At 40.9% G+C, this 17,237-nt stretch carries 16 protein-coding genes; 15 read left to right on the forward strand and 1 reads right to left on the reverse strand.

The features are described 5' to 3' along the window. The first annotated feature begins 1 nt into the window (after nucleotide 1). From FQ087_RS21430 to FQ087_RS21495, 14 genes are all read left to right on the forward strand, one after another. The gene (locus tag FQ087_RS21430) at nucleotides 2-379 is read left to right on the forward strand and encodes a RidA family protein (protein ID WP_149582641.1); all 378 of its coding nucleotides are present in this window, start codon (nucleotides 2-4) and stop codon (nucleotides 377-379) included. A gap of 146 nt (nucleotides 380-525) precedes the next feature. Further along, entirely contained in the window at nucleotides 526-810 is a 285-nt protein-coding gene (gene spoVG, locus FQ087_RS21435) for a septation regulator SpoVG (RefSeq protein WP_149582642.1), read from the forward strand. 258 nt (nucleotides 811-1,068) lie between these two features. Then, a complete protein-coding gene (gene glmU / locus FQ087_RS21440; RefSeq protein ID WP_149582643.1) occupies nucleotides 1,069-2,439 on the forward strand; it encodes a bifunctional UDP-N-acetylglucosamine diphosphorylase/glucosamine-1-phosphate N-acetyltransferase GlmU in 1,371 nt (456 codons plus the stop codon). 14 nt (nucleotides 2,440-2,453) lie between these two features. Beyond that, on the forward strand, nucleotides 2,454-3,413 hold the full coding sequence (locus tag FQ087_RS21445) for a ribose-phosphate diphosphokinase (RefSeq protein WP_149582644.1): 960 nt from the start codon (nucleotides 2,454-2,456) through the stop codon (nucleotides 3,411-3,413). A gap of 84 nt (nucleotides 3,414-3,497) precedes the next feature. Beyond that, nucleotides 3,498-4,130 (forward strand): 50S ribosomal protein L25/general stress protein Ctc, encoded by a 633-nt coding sequence (locus tag FQ087_RS21450; protein WP_149582645.1) that lies wholly within the window; start codon nucleotides 3,498-3,500, stop codon nucleotides 4,128-4,130. Nucleotides 4,131-4,360: 230 nt separating this feature from the next. Next, nucleotides 4,361-4,924, forward strand: a complete 564-nt coding sequence (gene pth, locus FQ087_RS21455; RefSeq protein WP_149582646.1) for an aminoacyl-tRNA hydrolase — start codon at nucleotides 4,361-4,363, stop codon at nucleotides 4,922-4,924. Between the two features lie 53 nt (nucleotides 4,925-4,977). Next, nucleotides 4,978-5,208, forward strand: coding sequence for an anti-sigma-F factor Fin (locus FQ087_RS21460; protein ID WP_149582647.1), 231 nt, complete (start codon nucleotides 4,978-4,980; stop codon nucleotides 5,206-5,208). 77 nt (nucleotides 5,209-5,285) lie between these two features. Continuing rightward, nucleotides 5,286-8,816, forward strand: coding sequence for a transcription-repair coupling factor (gene mfd / locus FQ087_RS21465; RefSeq protein WP_149582648.1), 3,531 nt, complete (start codon nucleotides 5,286-5,288; stop codon nucleotides 8,814-8,816). A gap of 90 nt (nucleotides 8,817-8,906) precedes the next feature. Further along, nucleotides 8,907-9,443, forward strand: coding sequence for a stage V sporulation protein T (gene spoVT / locus FQ087_RS21470; protein ID WP_149582649.1), 537 nt, complete (start codon nucleotides 8,907-8,909; stop codon nucleotides 9,441-9,443). A gap of 757 nt (nucleotides 9,444-10,200) precedes the next feature. Continuing rightward, nucleotides 10,201-10,935: a glucose 1-dehydrogenase gene (locus tag FQ087_RS21475; protein WP_149582650.1), complete on the forward strand. Its 735-nt coding sequence runs from the start codon at nucleotides 10,201-10,203 to the stop codon at nucleotides 10,933-10,935. Nucleotides 10,936-11,511: 576 nt separating this feature from the next. Further along, nucleotides 11,512-12,564, forward strand: coding sequence for an iron-siderophore ABC transporter substrate-binding protein (locus FQ087_RS21480; protein WP_149582651.1), 1,053 nt, complete (start codon nucleotides 11,512-11,514; stop codon nucleotides 12,562-12,564). Beyond that, nucleotides 12,565-13,599 (forward strand): FecCD family ABC transporter permease, encoded by a 1,035-nt coding sequence (locus tag FQ087_RS21485; protein WP_149582652.1) that lies wholly within the window; start codon nucleotides 12,565-12,567, stop codon nucleotides 13,597-13,599. Continuing rightward, complete coding sequence (locus FQ087_RS21490) at nucleotides 13,596-14,627, forward strand: FecCD family ABC transporter permease (protein WP_149582653.1); 1,032 nt, start codon at nucleotides 13,596-13,598, stop codon at nucleotides 14,625-14,627. The genes FQ087_RS21485 and FQ087_RS21490 overlap by 4 nt, the downstream gene beginning before the upstream one ends. After that, complete coding sequence (locus tag FQ087_RS21495; protein WP_149582654.1) at nucleotides 14,627-15,442, forward strand: ABC transporter ATP-binding protein; 816 nt, start codon at nucleotides 14,627-14,629, stop codon at nucleotides 15,440-15,442. Before FQ087_RS21490 ends, FQ087_RS21495 begins: the two co-directional genes overlap by 1 nt. A gap of 377 nt (nucleotides 15,443-15,819) precedes the next feature. Here the strand turns inward: FQ087_RS21495 and lepB are convergent, their stop codons facing one another. Further along, the gene (gene lepB, locus FQ087_RS21500) at nucleotides 15,820-16,365 is read right to left on the reverse strand and encodes a signal peptidase I (protein WP_149582655.1); all 546 of its coding nucleotides are present in this window, start codon (nucleotides 16,363-16,365) and stop codon (nucleotides 15,820-15,822) included. A gap of 379 nt (nucleotides 16,366-16,744) precedes the next feature. Here lepB and FQ087_RS21505 point away from each other — a divergent pair, with 379 nt between their 5' ends. Continuing rightward, nucleotides 16,745-17,191 (forward strand): hypothetical protein, encoded by a 447-nt coding sequence (locus FQ087_RS21505; protein ID WP_149582656.1) that lies wholly within the window; start codon nucleotides 16,745-16,747, stop codon nucleotides 17,189-17,191. Nucleotides 17,192-17,237 lie beyond the last annotated feature (46 nt).

Raw genomic sequence — 17,237 nt, forward strand, 5'->3', positions numbered from 1 at the left:
TATGAATTATGTAGCGACAAAAAATGCACCACAGGCAATTGGACCTTATGCACAAGCGGTTAGTGTGAATGGAATGGTATATACATCGGGACAAATTCCATTGACACCGGAAGGCTTGCTTGTTGAGGGGACTATTGAAGATCAGACGCACCAAGTATTCCTTAACCTAAAGGAAGTGCTGAAAGAAGCGGGTTCATCTTTGGATAAAGTCGTCAAAGCAACTGTTTTCATAAAAGATATGAATGAATTTGGTGCTGTAAACGACATTTATGCACAACACTTCGGAAAGCATACACCAGCACGTTCAACTGTTGAAGTTGCTAGATTGCCGAAAGACGTAAAAATTGAAATAGAAGTTATTGCCCTAGTAGGCGAATAATAGATACCCGCTCAGATACCATCTGGAGCGGGTTTTTTATTCATCATTTTACAATTTTTAAATAATTTAGTTTATAAAGAAGGAAAACGTTTACTTTTGTGGAATATAGTCGTCATGGGCTGTAAAGACAAAAGGAGTGGTAAGTGATGGAAGTAACAGATGTGAGGTTGCGGAAGGTAGAAACTGACGGAAGAATGAGGGCGATTGCCTCGATTACGATTGACGAGGAATTTGTCGTTCATGATATTCGGGTCATCGATGGAAATGAGGGCTTGTTCGTAGCAATGCCAAGCAAACGAACGCCAGATGGGGAATTCCGCGATGTGGCACATCCTATTAATACGAGTGCTCGCACAAAAATCCAAGATGCAGTACTGGCGGCATATCATCTTTCTGCAGACGAAGTAGTATTTGAAGGCGCTGGCGCGTGAGAGGGTTCCTTTGTTTCCGTGTATATGCTTTGTAAATTAATGTAGCTGCCTGGGTTTATAAAGGCAGTTTTTTCTTATGAGTACACATTTGGGGTACGCTATGAAACTAACTGGAAAAAGATAACTATTAATAATAAAAGATTGTATTCAACTTGTCAAGAGGTACGAGGTTGAAAAATAGACCGTTTTCAGCTATAGTGAATAGTGAAAACATTATAGAGGGATTAGCCTTCATCCCTCATTCATGGGGGCCATAAAATGACAAATACATATGCCGTTGTCCTGGCTGCAGGACAAGGTACACGGATGAAGTCCGATTTATATAAAGTACTGCATCCCGTCTGTGGTAAACCGATGGTCGAACATGTAATTGATCATATACGCGGTCTTGGTATAGATCGGATTGTTACGATCGTCGGGCATGGTGCAGAAATGGTGGAAGAAACGCTAGGAGAGAAAAGTGAATACGCGCTGCAGGAAGAGCAATTAGGCACTGCACACGCAGTTCAACAGGCCGAGAGACTTATGGGTGACTTGGATGGTACGACCATTGTTGTCTGCGGCGACACGCCGCTTATCCGCTCCGAAACCATGGAAGCACTAATTGCACATCATAAAGAAACAGGCGCGAAAGCAACAATTTTGACGGCTTATGCGGATGATCCAACAGGATACGGGCGCATTATCCGTGGAGAAAATGGACGAGTTCTTCGAAATGTTGAACAGAAAGATGCAAATAACGAAGAACAAAAAGTTAAGGAAATCAATACAGGGACCTACTGTTTTGATAACCGAATACTTTTCGAAACGTTGAAAAAAGTGAAGAATAATAATGCTCAAGGTGAATACTATTTACCGGATGTTGTCGGTATTTTGCAATCTGAAAGTGCACTCGTTTCAGCATATGTAACGGGGGACTTCAGTGAGACACTCGGTATCAATGACCGCGTAGTCTTGGCAGAAGCAGAGCGCGTCATGCGTAGTCGTATTGCTGAGAAGCATATGCGTAACGGCGTAACAATCATCAACCCTGAAAATACGTATATAAGCGCTACTGCCGAAGTAGGTCGTGATACGGTTCTTCAACCGGGTACGATGATTGAAGGGCATTCTGTTATCGGCAGTAAATGTGTAATTGGACCGAATAGTCAGATTGTTAACAGTGTAATCGGTGATCGTACTACAGTGCATTCATCTGTTGTTTTATCTAGCAGAATTGGTTCAGCTACAGCAATAGGGCCGTTTGCGCATATCCGTCCGGATTCTGATCTTGGAGACAGTGTGAAAGTTGGTAACTTTGTTGAAGTGAAAAAAGCGACGCTCGGTGAAGGCAGCAAAGTGTCACATTTGAGCTATATCGGTGACGCAAAAATCGGTTCGCATGTAAATGTGGGTTGCGGTACAATTACCGTCAATTACGACGGCAAAAATAAACACCTCACAACGATTGAAGACGATGCATTTATCGGTTGTAATTCCAATTTAGTCGCTCCAGTTACTATTGGGAAAGGCGCATATGTAGCAGCCGGATCAACAATTACTAAAAATGTACCAGAAAGTTCACTTGCAATTGCACGCGCGCGCCAGGAGAATAAAGAAGGATATGCAAACAAACTAAATCGCAATTAAACAGGGGGAACATGATGGCTAATCACTATCCTAACGATAAACTAAAGATATTTTCTTTGAATTCGAACCAAACACTTGCGGTGCAAGTAGCGGAAAAAATCGGACGCCCACTCGGCAAATGCTCTGTCAAACAATTTAGTGACGGGGAAGTCCAAATCAATATCGAAGAAAGTATCCGTGGCTGCGATGTATTCGTCATCCAGTCGACATCGTACCCTGTCAACGAAAATTTGATGGAACTTCTTATTATGATTGACGCTTTGAAACGTGCTTCAGCACGCACAATCAATGTCGTTATGCCTTATTACGGTTATGCGCGCCAGGATCGTAAAGCACGTTCACGTGAACCGATTACAGCAAAACTTGTTGCAAATTTACTTGAAACAGCGGGAGCGCACAGGGTCATTGCAATTGATCTTCATGCACCACAAATCCAAGGTTTCTTCGATATTCCAATAGATCATCTTGTTGCTGAGCCAATCCTTACAGAATACTTTAAAGGAAAAGGCTTGAATATTGATGAACTTGTCATCGTATCACCGGATCACGGAGGTGTGACGCGTGCGCGTAAAATGGCGGACCGCATGAAAGCCCCTATTGCGATTATCGACAAACGTCGTCCTCGTCCAAATGTTGCCGAAGTTATGAATATCGTTGGCAATGTTGAAGGGAAAACAGCTATCCTAATTGATGATATTATCGATACAGCAGGAACAATTACGATTGCGGCGAGCGCTTTAATCGAAAGTGGAGCAAAAGAAGTGTATGCTTGTTGTACACACCCTGTGTTGTCGGGTCCAGCAATTGAACGAATTGATAATTCGCAAATAAAAGAATTGGTCATTACAAATTCAATTGAACTTCCGGCAACGAAACAGTCTCCGAAAATCAAGCAGCTTTCTATTGCTTCGTTGCTTGCGGAAGCAATTATTCGTGTGTTTGAAGAGAAGTCCGTCAGTACATTGTTTGAATAAATTTAATTTAGATGTTTCATGTCGCTTGTCATTGGGTATTTATTAATTAACACAACTTTTTTTAAAGAAGGGTGATTAAATAAAATGAGTACAACTATTCAATCAGAAGCGAGAGTACCATCAAAACAATCAGTACTAACTGAATTACGTAAAGAGGGCTTGGTTCCAGCAGTCGTCTACGGTTACAAAACAGAAACTACATCGATTTCAGTAAAAGAGCGTGAGCTACTGAAAACATTACAAATAACAGGCCGTAATGGTGTTATTAAACTGAATGTTGACGGGAAGGACATTAACGTTGTTCTCAACGACTATCAGTCTGACGCATTAAAAGGTGAGATTCAACATGCTGACTTCCTTGCTATCAATATGACAGAAGAACTTGAAGTAGATGTACTTGTACATCTTGTAGGTGAATCTATTGGATTGAAAGAAGGCGGCGTTCTTCAACAGCCAAACCGTGAAGTAACTATCAAAGTGAAACCTTCGGATATTCCGGATACATTTGATATCGACATTTCAAAACTTCAAATTGGTGAAGCGATTACAGTAGCTGAGATTCGTGCGAAATCGAAATATGAAATTTTAAACGAAGATGATCATGCACTTGTTCTAATTTCATCACCGCGTTCAACAGCAGAGATGGAAGAGCTTGAAAGTGTAGCTTCTGAATCGGTAGAGCCTGAAGTAATTGGCGACAAGAAGGAAGCGGAGTAATACAAAAATGAGCGCACGGACTTCCGTGCGCTTCTTTTCTGTTTAAAAGGTAAGTGGTTATAAATTTTATGACACAGAATAGTGTTTAGGCGCTAAACACTGGGCTTCGAGGACATAGTTAGACAAGTCACTCGCTATAGACTGCCTTGCTTACTCTCTTTAAGCCTGTGGTATCTGTAACGGTGTCTATACTTTCTTAATTATCTAGTGTGAAAAGGAAGATAAAATCGATGAAAATGATAATAGGGCTCGGAAATCCGGGTAAACAATATGAAAACACACGTCATAATGTGGGTTTTCATGTTATTGACGAGCTTAGCGCTCGTATGCCAATCACTGCAGTGCAATCGAAATTTAGTGGCATGTATACGGTTATCCATCGCCCGGAAGGAAAAGTAATGCTTGTAAAGCCACTCACATATATGAACCTATCTGGCGAGTGTGTCCGGCCGTTGATGGATTACTTCAATATCGAAGTGGAAGATATCGTTGTTCTGTATGATGATCTAGATATTGCTCCTGGAACAATTCGACTGCGTCAAAAAGGCAGTGCAGGAGGCCATAACGGTATGAAATCACTCATTGCACATCTTGGAACGGACCAGTTTAATCGAATCCGTATCGGTGTTGGCCGTCCTATCGGTGGTATGAAGGTGGCTGATTATGTTTTGGCACCTTTCGGTAAAGATGAAAAACCATTAATTGAAGACATGGTGAAAAAAAGTGCATCCGCATGTGAAGCTTGGCTGGGCAAACCATTTAATGATGTCATGAACAACTTTAATGGTGTATAAGGAATAATAAAGCCGTCTTTCGCCTATACTTTGAGAAAAGGGGCGGAAACTAAATGGCGATCCGTTATACTTGTCGGCATTGTGAGACTGAAATTGGCACACTTCCGTTCGAATCTGCGAAGGAGACCGTCCTTCTGCTGCACCAGATGAACGAAGCGGAAGCTGAGCATTTTCTTGCGTATGAAAAAGACGGTGCGTTGACGGTGCGATGCATATGCGAACAGTGTGAGCAATCGCTTCAACGATTCCCGGATTACTATGCACTTAACAAATGGCTTCAATAAGATGTACGCTTTGGCGCATGATGTGTCCAAAGCTTTTTCTGTTTTCCCATATACCATGAAAGAAAGGATGTGCAGTATTGGAATCACTTATAGATTTATTTTCACAAGAGAAAGAGATTGGCGAACTAGTGAAAGAGTTGGAGGCAGGGACAGACCGTCAACTTATCGCGGGATTATCAGGTGGGGCAAAGTCAATATTCTTCAAAGTGCTTCAGCAATCGAATGACCGACCAATGCTCATCGTATCCCCGAATTTATTGCAAGCGCAGCGTACATATGAAGACCTCGTCAAAATGTTGGGTGACTCACTCGTTCACCTTTACCCTGCAGAGGAACTCATTGCTGCAGATTTTTCTATTTCAAGTTATGAACTTCGAGCTCAGCGCATCGATACATTAGACCATATGGCGCGCATTGGGAAAGGAATTTACATCACTCCGATTGCGGGTATGAAAAAACTGTTACCGGAAAAAGATCGCTGGATGACCAGCTCATTATCAACGAAAATTGGCGAGGAAATTAATATAGAAGAATGGCTCGGAAGGCTTGTTTCGATGGGTTATACGAGACAGTCAATGGTAACAGCGCCGGGCGAATTTGCACTGCGTGGAGGTATTTTAGATTTGTATCCGCTGAATCTGGAAGACCCCATCCGGATTGAGTTATTTGATACGGACGTAGATTCCATCCGTACATTTTCTGCGGAAGATCAGCGTTCAACTGGTAAACTGGAAGCCGTGTCAATTCTTCCTGCCCTCGAATTTGTCTGGAAGGCTGAAGATCTAACAGCGATTGCGGAAAAACTGGAGAATGCGCTTGGTACTAGTTTGAAGAAGATGAAAGACACGGAAGCGAAAGAACGGTTAATGATTAATGTGACAGGTGATATTGGCTTGATGAGGGAAGGATCCACTCCCGAAAACATGTTGAAATATGCGTCGTTTTCAGCTGGAGTGACTTCTCTGGAAAGCTATTTTCCGAGTAATGGAATCGTTTTCTTTGATGAAATCGGACGAATCCTTGAAGTAGTAGCATCGCTGGAATCGGACGAAAAGGAATGGATTGTTGCTCTTCTTGAAGAAGGGAAAATTGTTCATGATGCAAAAACTTCTTTTTCATTCGAAGAGATGCATGGATTATTAAAACAGCGAAAAGTGTACCTTTCCCTTTTCGTCCGCTCTGTTCCGGGTATTACTTTGAAAAAGACGGTGACGTTTTCTTGTAAACCGATGCAGCAGTTCCACGGTCAGATGAGTTTATTGAAAAATGAAATAGAACGATGGCACCTAGGCCGTTTTAACGTTTTCATTGTTGCAGACGGGAACGAACGGATGCAAAAAGTACAATCAATACTTCAAGATTATGATATGCAATCCGCCGTATCCGGAAAGCCATCAAAAGCAGGCGGTATAATTGTTATAGACGGCGATTTGTCTGCTGGTTTCGAGCTTCCGTTTCAACGACTAGCGGTCATAACGGATTCTGAGCTCTTTAAAGGGACTCCAAAACGAAAAGCACGTCCGCAAAAAATGACAAATGCAGAACGTATCAAGAGCTACTCGGAAATCAAACCGGGTGACCATATCGTTCACGTCCATCATGGGATTGGGAAATATTACGGGGTTGTAACGCTAGAAGTAAGCGGTATTCATAAAGACTATCTCGACATCCGGTACCGCGGAGAGGATAAGTTGTTCGTTCCTGCAGACCAGATTGACCTGATCCAGAAATATGTCGCGTCCGGTGAAAAAGAACCGAAGCTTCATAAGCTAGGCGGCACAGATTGGAAGAAGACGAAGACTAAAGTTACGGCAGCCGTTCAAGATATCGCAGATGACCTAATTGAGCTGTATGCTAAACGCGAATCAGAAAAAGGACATGCGTTTGCGGTGGACGACGACATGCAAATGGCATTTGAAAATGCGTTTCCATATGACGAAACGGATGATCAGCTCAGATCCATCGCTGAAGTTAAGTTGGATATGGAAAAAGAACGTCCAATGGATCGCTTACTGTGTGGGGATGTTGGTTATGGTAAGACGGAAGTTGCAATCCGTGCTGCATTTAAGGCTGTATCAGACGGCAAACAAGTAGCGTTCCTTGTACCGACAACAATACTCGCGCAACAGCATTATGAAACAATGAAAGAACGTTTTTCTGGTTTCCCGGTTGAAGTTTCTCTCCTGAATCGTTTCCGTAAAAAAAAGGAACAAACGGAGACGTTGAAAAGATTGAAAGCAGGAACAGTCGACATTGTCGTTGGCACGCATCGCCTCCTTTCTAAAGACATCGTCTACCACGACCTCGGTTTACTTGTGGTCGACGAGGAACAACGGTTTGGCGTAACACACAAAGAGAAACTAAAACAATTGAAAACGCATGTCGACGTCCTGACATTGACGGCAACACCAATTCCAAGGACGCTCCATATGTCGATGCTTGGTGTTCGTGATTTATCAGTCATCGAAACGCCTCCGGCAAACCGTTTTCCCGTTCAGACATATGTTATGGAACAAAACTTTGCGCTCGTCCGCGAGGCAATCGAAAGGGAGATCGGCCGAGGTGGGCAAGTATTCTACTTGTATAACCGGGTGGAAGATATGGAGCGGAAAGTCGATGAAATCAAGCAACTGGTACCTGAAGCAAGGGTTGGATTTGCCAATGGACAGATGGGGGAATCAGCATTAGAATCGGTGATTTTAAGTTTCCTGGAAGGTGAATATGATGTCCTTGTAACGACAACAATAATTGAAACAGGTATTGATATTCCGAATGTCAATACACTTATTGTCCAAGATGCGGACCGCATGGGCTTATCACAGCTCTATCAGCTTCGTGGTCGTGTCGGACGTTCAAACCGTGTTGCATATGGCTATTTCCTTTATCAACGCGACAAGGTGCTGACAGAGGTTGCAGAAAATCGTCTCCAAGCGATAAAGGAATTCACTGAACTTGGTTCGGGCTTCAAAATTGCGATGCGCGACTTATCGATTCGTGGTGCAGGTAATCTGCTTGGTTCCCAGCAACACGGTTTCATTGACTCGGTCGGGTTCGATCTTTATTCTCAACTACTTCAAGAAGCGGTCGAGGAGAAACAGACGGGCATAGTAAAATCGGATATACCAGATTTGGAAATTGCACTACCACTCAATGCTTATATTCCAGACGAGTATGTGCGTGATGGATTCCAAAAAATTCAAATGTACAAAATGGTGAAAGCGATTGAAAATGAAACGGATTATAATGAACTCGTCGACGAAATGACAGACCGATTTGGCGATATGCCGCTCGAGGCAGACTTGTTGCTCCGTGTTGCGCGAGTAAAAGCCTGGGGACGTATGGCAGGCGTCGAATCAATCAAGAAACAACAATCGCTTATTGAAGTTCGTATATCGCCTGATGGGACTGCCAAAACAGACGGTGCTAAACTTGTATCCGATTCAATGGCGTTTGGTCGTGCTGTAGGGTTTACGATGGAAAACGGTCTTCTTATAATGACTGTAGATGAACGTCATACAGGAAAACAGACTGCATTCGATGTACTTGAAGAAATGATGAGAATCCTACATTCATCTACAAAGGAAACTGTTGTTATTGATTCCGTCTAAAGGGCATGTTGCATATTTTGTCCATTCTTGATGCATACTACAAATGAAACGAAATTAACGTTCAATTTTGTGGAAAGTGAGGCATCATGTATGAAGGCAACTGGAATCGTCCGTAGAATTGATGATCTAGGCAGGGTGGTTATCCCTAAGGAAATTCGGAGGACACTTAGGATCCGTGAAGGTGATCCACTTGAAATTTTTACAGACCGAGACGGCGAAGTTATATTGAAGAAGTATTCCCCGATATCGGAACTTGGACAATTTGCAAAAGAGTACGCGGATACGCTGTACGAAACACTTGGTACACCTGCACTTATCAGTGACCGGGATGAAATGATTGCAGTATCCGGATTATCCAAAAAAGACTATTTGAATCGCCAGCTGTCTCCTGATCTTGATGAGATTATTACAGGTCGTAAAATCGTCACAGAAAAACTTGAAAAGGCGATTGAATGGGTGCCAGGACAAGTGGAGCAAGTGAAGTCATATTGTATTGCACCCATTATTGCAGCAGGTGATACGATTGGTGCTGTTTACTTGCTATCAAAAGTGCATTTCATTGGCGAAACTGAACAGAAAGCGGCGGAAACAGCGGCACATTTCTTAGCGAAGCAAATGGAACCATGAAAAATAGTCCACACGAACCGGATTTCAACGGTTTGTGTGGGCTGTTTTTTTCTGAGGGGGAAAATGGGTTGGGTTGTTGTGTAGTTTGGGGATAAAATTGTTTGGTTTCGAGCTAACGTTGCCAAATTAGAGGGAAATAATGTTATAATGTTCAACGGCTTGTCCGCGAACGTTTAGATTGTGATTTAGGTCATCTCGAAGAAGAGGCCAATGAGCTACCCCATCTGTTGCACGAGTCTCCTGAATTATACAACTACCAACAAGCACGAATGACTACCGTAACACGACTTGTCAATGATTTAAGCGAGATTGCCAAGTGCTACGGGGTTGCTTTAGACTACATCTCTACCTCTGTGTCATTTCACGCAAATCAGGCTATTTTTGAGGATGTAACACTTCGACAAACACCTAAAGTTGTCGACCGCTTCATGACTTTAGCCTATTCAGGCGATTGACTCTTCAGATATAGATGCAATTTATTATTATAATTTCGGTCTTTTAAACAGTTGATGGGGAGAAAAACGATCAGAAATCTAATTTTTGACGTATATTTACTATCTTATTTTACTAAAGCAATCGTTAGTTGAAGAAAATTTTTATATTCAACTGAGTTCATGGTATTGACATTATCTTTAATTCGAGATATTATGGTTACATAAAGTAACTTGAATCTTAAAAGTTACCTAGCGACTATCAAAAGGTATCTTAGTTTTTCAAGGTATATTTATAAATACTTATTTATAAAGGAGAAATAATAATGAAAAGACTAGATGGTAAAGTAGCAATTATTACGGGAGCAGCGCAAGGTATGGGTGCGGCACACGCAAAATTATTCATAGAGAACGGTGCAAAGGTTATTTTAACAGATTTAAATGAAGAAAAAGGCAATGCATTCGCAGCTGAATTAGGTGAAAATGCCCTTTTCATTAAACAAAACGTAGCATCTGAAGAAGATTGGGCAACAGTTATTGCGAAAGCAGAAGAAGTTTTCGGTCCAGTAAACGTATTAGTAAACAACGCCGGTATTACTATGGCGAAAAATATGCTTGATATTACGGTAGAAGAATACCGTCGCATCGTAGACATTAACCAAGTGTCTGTATTCTTAGGTATGAAAACTGTAGCAGCTTCAATGATGAAAGCTGGCGGCGGTTCAATCGTGAATATTTCTTCAATGAACGGATTAGTTGCTGGTGCTGTAGGATATACAGATACAAAATTCGCAGTACGTGGGATGACAAAAGCGGCTGCGATCAACCTAGCACCCATGGGCATTCGCGTAAACTCTGTACACCCAGGCGTTATCGCAACACCAATGGTTGTACAAGAAGATACAAAAGCGGTTGTAGAAGCATTCGCTCAACACATTCCATTAAAACGCGTAGCACAACCAGAAGAAGTTTCGAATATGATATTGTTCTTGGCTTCTGATGAGGCTAGCTACTCAACAGGTTCAGAATTCGTTATCGATGGCGGATTAACTGCACAGTAATAAAAGTACATGAAAAAATATTTATATGATTTATAAAGGCCGATTTTCTATTAGTATAGAAAATCGGCCTTATTTTTTTATTTAAAAACCTCATTTACTTATGATATGGTTCACCGTAATAGCGCTAAGTGAGGTTATATCAATTTTCTTGATAAAATAAGGCTCAATCCTATATTGAAATCGATTCTTAACATGGAGGTATAATTCGTGTTTAACTACACACTTTTCTAGACTGGAATATAAAAATGTAACACAACTCTATATTTAATTTTTCAATAATTAGTTTGTTAACGGGCGGTCTTCTTTATCTTTTATCGTAGCTATGATGTTTTTATAAACCGCTTGTACTATAGAAAGGCGCTCGTGTAGTTTCCATTGATCAATAAACGTAATACCCAAGCTTCTTTATCGGCAATTAAAATGATGGAAAATCCAATAATTTACCCCCTTTTTTTGAAATACATACCTTACACCTTCTATGGCTGTTTAAATAATCAAGTTTTTCATTGACAAGTAGAAAACTAGTATATATCATTGATATTGATAATCATTATCAATTAAAAGGGGCGCTTAACAATGAAAGCAAAACGAAAAATCTCATTAAATATTTTATTTATTTCAGCTATTATGATGTTACTGCTAGTTGGCTGTTCAGCCGGGAAATCTAATTCCACTTCTACTGACAAAGTAGATACAAAAACGGAGGAAAAAACTTCTGAATATCCGCTAGTAATCAAGCATGTTTTTGGCGAAACGGCAATTGAAGAGAAACCTGAACGTGTAGTTACGATTTCGTGGGGAAACCATGACGTTGCCCTCGCTCTCGGTGTTGTACCTGTAGGATTCTCAGCGGCGAATTACGGCGTTCAAGATGACAGCGGACTATTACCTTGGACAACAGATAAGCTTAAGGAACTTGACGCGGATATCCCTACTATTTTCCAGGATACAGACGGACTTGACTTTGAGGCAATTTCAGATGCAAACCCAGATGTAATTCTTGCAGCATACTCAGGTATTACACAAGAGGAATATGACACATTAAGTGAAATCGCTCCAGTTGTTGCCTACCAAACGAGCCCTTGGGTAGCTTCATGGCGTGAACAAGTTACATTCAATTCAATGGGTATGGGAATGGAAGCAGAAGGTAAACAACTGATTGCCGATACAGAGAAATTAATTCATGATAAAGCAAATGAATATCCTGTTCTTAAAGGAAAAAAAGCTGCATTTGTAAGCATATCGGCTACAGATTTATCTAAATTTTATATTTACACACCAACAGATCCTCGTGGTGAGTTCCTTACTGAGTTAGGAATGGAATACCCTGAAAGTATTACGAGTCAAATTACTGATCCAAATAGTTTTTATTTAGAATTAAGTGCTGAAAATGCAGATATACTGAACGATGTTGATTTGTTCGTATCTTACGGTGATGACAATACATTAAAAGCACTGCAAGCTGATCCAATCCTCGGAAAAATTCCGGCAGTTCAAAGAGGATCGGTTGTAATTATTGGAGATAACACGCCACTTGCAGCGGCTGGAACTCCAAACCCGCTTGCAATTAACTATTCAATTGATAAATACTTAAATTTACTTTCAGAAGCTGCTAACAAGGTAAAATAAATGATTAATACATCCGTTTCAGAAAATAAGCAGTTACTTATTCCGAAAAAATTTATAAGCGTCCTTGTACTCTCCATTATTTTACTCGGTATATGTGTATTGGCTTCTCTTGCCTTCGGCTCTCGTACAGTTGGATGGGATGAACTAATGGCTGGTTTATTCCAGCCTGATGTACAGTCCCACGGAGCAAATGTTGTGCGCCAAAGAATTGCTAGAACTGTATTTTGTTTAATGTGTGGTGCCGCATTAGGTGTTTCCGGAGCCCTTATGCAATCGGTCACGCGTAATCCTATTGCAGATCCGAGTATATTAGGAGTAAACACAGGGGCTTCTCTCTTTGTAGTTTGTGGAATTTCCTTTTTAAATATTAGTACACCTAGTCAATATATTTGGTTTGCATTAGCGGGAGCAATTATAACTGCCATTTTTGTATTCGGAATTGGTTCTATGGGGAGTGGCGGTGCCACGCCCCTTAAACTCGTTTTGGCGGGTGCTGCTACAAGTGCAGCATTATCATCCCTCGTAATGGCAATTATGATTCCTCGTTCAAACGTTATGGATCAATTTAGATTTTGGCAGGTAGGTAGTGTGGGATCAGGAAACTGGAGCACTATCTCTACCTTGATTCCTTTTCTTCTTGTAGGAATACTAATAGCGTTATTCTCGGCTCCAGCTCTGAATGCATTAGCATTAGGCGATGAAGTTGCTAAAGGTTTAGGTGTACGAACTGGCACGCTTAGACTTATTGCTGCTTTTGGTGGCGTCCTATTATGTGCTGCAGCAACAGCACTAGCAGGTCCTATTGGCTTTATCGGTTTATTGGCCACTCACGTGATTCGACTCATTATTGGACCCGATTTACGATATGTTATCCCGATGGCAGCCCTTTCAGGTGCAATTATTTTAATGATATCAGATGTATGCGGTAGGCTTATCGGCAGTCCGGGTGAGCTTGAAGTTGGTGTAGTGACTGCATTTGTTGGGGCTCCTATTTTAATCTTACTAACTATGAAATCGAAGATGCGTGCATTATGATAAATGCAGCAATGAATCTTATTATAGTAGGCAGAACAAAGAGACGTCGTCGTTTTATACTCGTGACTTCCTTACTTGCCATCATTGCTTCCGCACTTTGCTGCGCTATGCTAATGCTTGGAAACACGATTTATCCCATTCAAGATGTCATACATGTCCTACTAGGTGAACAAGTAAAAGGGGCATCATTTGCGGTGGGGACAATCCGGTTTCCACGAATGGTTGCAGGCATTTTTGCTGGATTCGCTTTCGGGGTTGCCGGTACAGTATTCCAGACAATGTTGCGAAACCCTTTGGCAAACCCCAATGTCATCGGAATTACAACTGGTTCAAGTGCTGCCGCTGTTTTTTGCATCATTGTTCTTCATGCGAGCAATATGGTTGTTTCGATTGCTTCTGTTGTTGGTGGACTTACTACAGTGATGGTTATTTTTCTATTATCAAAAGGATCTTCTTTTTCAATAGGTAGATTAATATTAATTGGAATTGGCATTCAAGCAATATTTAACGCTATCATTTCCTATTTATTGCTTATTGGTCAGAAAAACGATATTCCTACTGCAATGAGATGGCTAAGTGGCAGTCTAAATGGAGCTAAAATGGAGAATCTTTACCCTCTGATTCTGACAGTTCTAATCTTCGCGCCTGTCATCATCTTACTTGGGAAACGATTGGATATGTTGGAACTGGGAGAACAGGCTGCCACTTCACTTGGAATCGATACGGACAAGACAAGACTTGTACTTATTATTAGTTCCGTACTTATCATTGCGTTAGCTACCGCTACAACAGGACCCATTGCATTTGTCGCATTTCTTTCTGGACCTATCGCAAAAAGACTAGTTGGTGTAGGATTTTCAAACATTATTCCGTCGGGTCTTGTTGGCATCATTTTAGTATTAGCATCAGATCTTATTGGACAATTCGCATTTGTTGCAAGATACCCTGTAGGTGTAATCACAGGCATTCTAGGAGCTCCCTACTTGATCTACTTGTTAACCCGAATGAATCGAAAGGGAGATTTATAATGAAACCGGAACATATTTTTCAAGCTGAACAAGTCGTTTCGGGCTATGATAATAAAACCATTGTCCACGGCGTAAACCTTTTGATCCCGAGCAATAAAATCAGCGTCATTATTGGCGCAAACGGCTGCGGCAAGTCTACGCTTCTTAAAACATTGGCGAGACTTATCAAACCGACATCCGGAGAAATTACACTGGACGGAAAACCGCTCAGCAAAATTCCGCCGAAACAATTGGCGCGGATTTTAGGGCTACTGCCGCAATCCCCCATTGTTCCAGAAGGCATATCGGTCTCGGATTTGGTTGGACGGGGAAGGTACCCTCACCAATCCATGTTCTCAGGTTGGACAAAAAAGGATTATGAAGCCGTTGCCGAAGCGATGGACATTATGAACATTACCGAATTTGCAAACCGGAACATTGACGAGCTATCCGGCGGACAAAGACAGCGTGTCTGGATTGCAATGGCGCTGGCGCAGCAAACCGACATTTTATTTCTCGATGAACCGACGACTTTTTTGGATATTACGTATCAAGTGGAAATTCTTGACCTGCTGACTGACCTTAACCGAAAACGCGGAACAACGATTGTAATGGTCCTTCATGATATCAACTTGGCCGCACGTTACGCGGACCATATATTTGCCCTTCGTCAAGGAAAGCTAATTGCGGAAGGTAATCCTTCAAAGGTCATTACTAGTGAATTGATTAAAGACGTTTTCGGGCTTCGTTGCTCTGTGATAAAAGACCCCATTTCGGGCTCCCCTTATGTAATACCAATAGGAAGATATCATGTTAATAGTGAATCTACTCTTTAAATAAAGACTAATACTTCTGCTCAGTAATGTTCCTCATAGGTCGCGGGAAGCTCTTCTCTTACGGGGAGGAGGGCTTTTTGCGACCTATGCGCGGTTAATGGCGAAAATTCCCTAATATTTTAATTTATTTTAACGTGAAATCTCCAAATTCGTTCAAAAATAGTTCGCTTTATAGTAAGCGAACTACCACACTTTTTCGGTGAACGTATGGAAGTCATTCAACCCAAAGCGATTCAAAATCGCAACCATACAGGTAGCAGCCAGGGGGTGATCAAGATATTTACTGGTTACTTGGTTAATCAACAGACGTGGGTCCATATTATACAAGTTGTTTCAGCGAGCTATATTCTCATAGGAATTACTCTTTTATTATCAACTTATTTCGGTATACCGATTGCAGTGAATGGGTAATAACGCAGCTTCACTTCACCAATGACAGCATCTTCATAAATGAATCCAAAAAATCGACTATCATTACTCTTTAAGCGATGATCGCCTAATACGAAGAAAGCGCCTTCAGGGACTTCGGCTTGTCCTGTAATTTCCTTTAACGTGAAGTCCCCAGTTATCCGGTCCGTGATTGGATCGCCATCGATCCGTTTAACATAGGGCTCATCATACACTTTACCATTCACGTGCAATATGTCGTCGATCATTTCAATACGATCTCCGGGTACTCCGATGACTCTTTTAATGTATTTCTCTGTTGCATTCGGCGCATCAAAAACAATCATATCAAACCTGTCGATGGTGCTTACTTTGCTGACGATGATGCGATTTTTATCTTCGAATGTCGGCAACATTGACTCACCTTGTACCTTTGTTGGTACAAATAAAAACTGGTAACTGATAAAGACAATCGCTAACGCAAATAATAATGATTGTATCCAAGAAAATAATTCGCTTTTTACGGTTTTCTCCATTCATCTCTCCCCTTCCGAATAACTTCTTATCTAATAGTGTACAATATGGCCCCTGCTATTAGTACTTTTAGTATGCACCTTTCCATTATTGGTAAATAGATGACTAATCATTCTGGTGAACAAAGTAAAATTCCGATTTAATAGAGAAGCGGTCTACATTTATTTATGGCAACCTTGCTTCCAAGAGACATGTTTGAAAAGTGTCTATTGATTTTTAGAGGCTTTGCCTTTGAAGTCGTAGAATAGTACTAATATAGTAAGAATACAAGAATGAGCACTTAGTATTGAAATTTAGTTAGAATAGGTGAATAAATGTATAAATACAGAATTACAAAGTATAACCCCTTATTTAGAGATGATGAAAACAGATATATAAAAGATGACAATTAGTGATATCGGGAAAACTTTTGATGAAGAAAAGTTAACGATTGAAGATTACAAAAAAACTGAGGATAGCTATATTAACGCTATCCACCTGATCATTGATTACTTAAGTCTTCCTTATCTAAAAGTAGATGATGTAATACGAAGCTTCTCGCTAGAAATGTTTCAAGATTTGATAAAAGATTACCGGGAACTTTATAGCGAGGAAATGATGGAGCATTACTCGAATGTAAAAAACAAAGATAACTTAAGTAAGAAAAAAGTTGATGTTTTTTGTAGGCTTTTAATTAGGGAGAACATTGGCGCAAAGGTTTATTATCCCAGGAGAATGAAAGTATTTATAGGATATGACTATTTAATGGGTGTTCATATGTCAAAGCCTTTAGACCCAATCATTCCTTTAATTGAAGAAACGGGATTGTTTATTGAAAAAATTTCATAAGTAGATGAAGTGGATAATATTAAATTTGGATTGGTTCCGGGGGGCA

This window comes from Sporosarcina sp. ANT_H38 (assembly GCF_008369195.1).
Taxonomy (GTDB): domain Bacteria; phylum Bacillota; class Bacilli; order Bacillales_A; family Planococcaceae; genus Sporosarcina.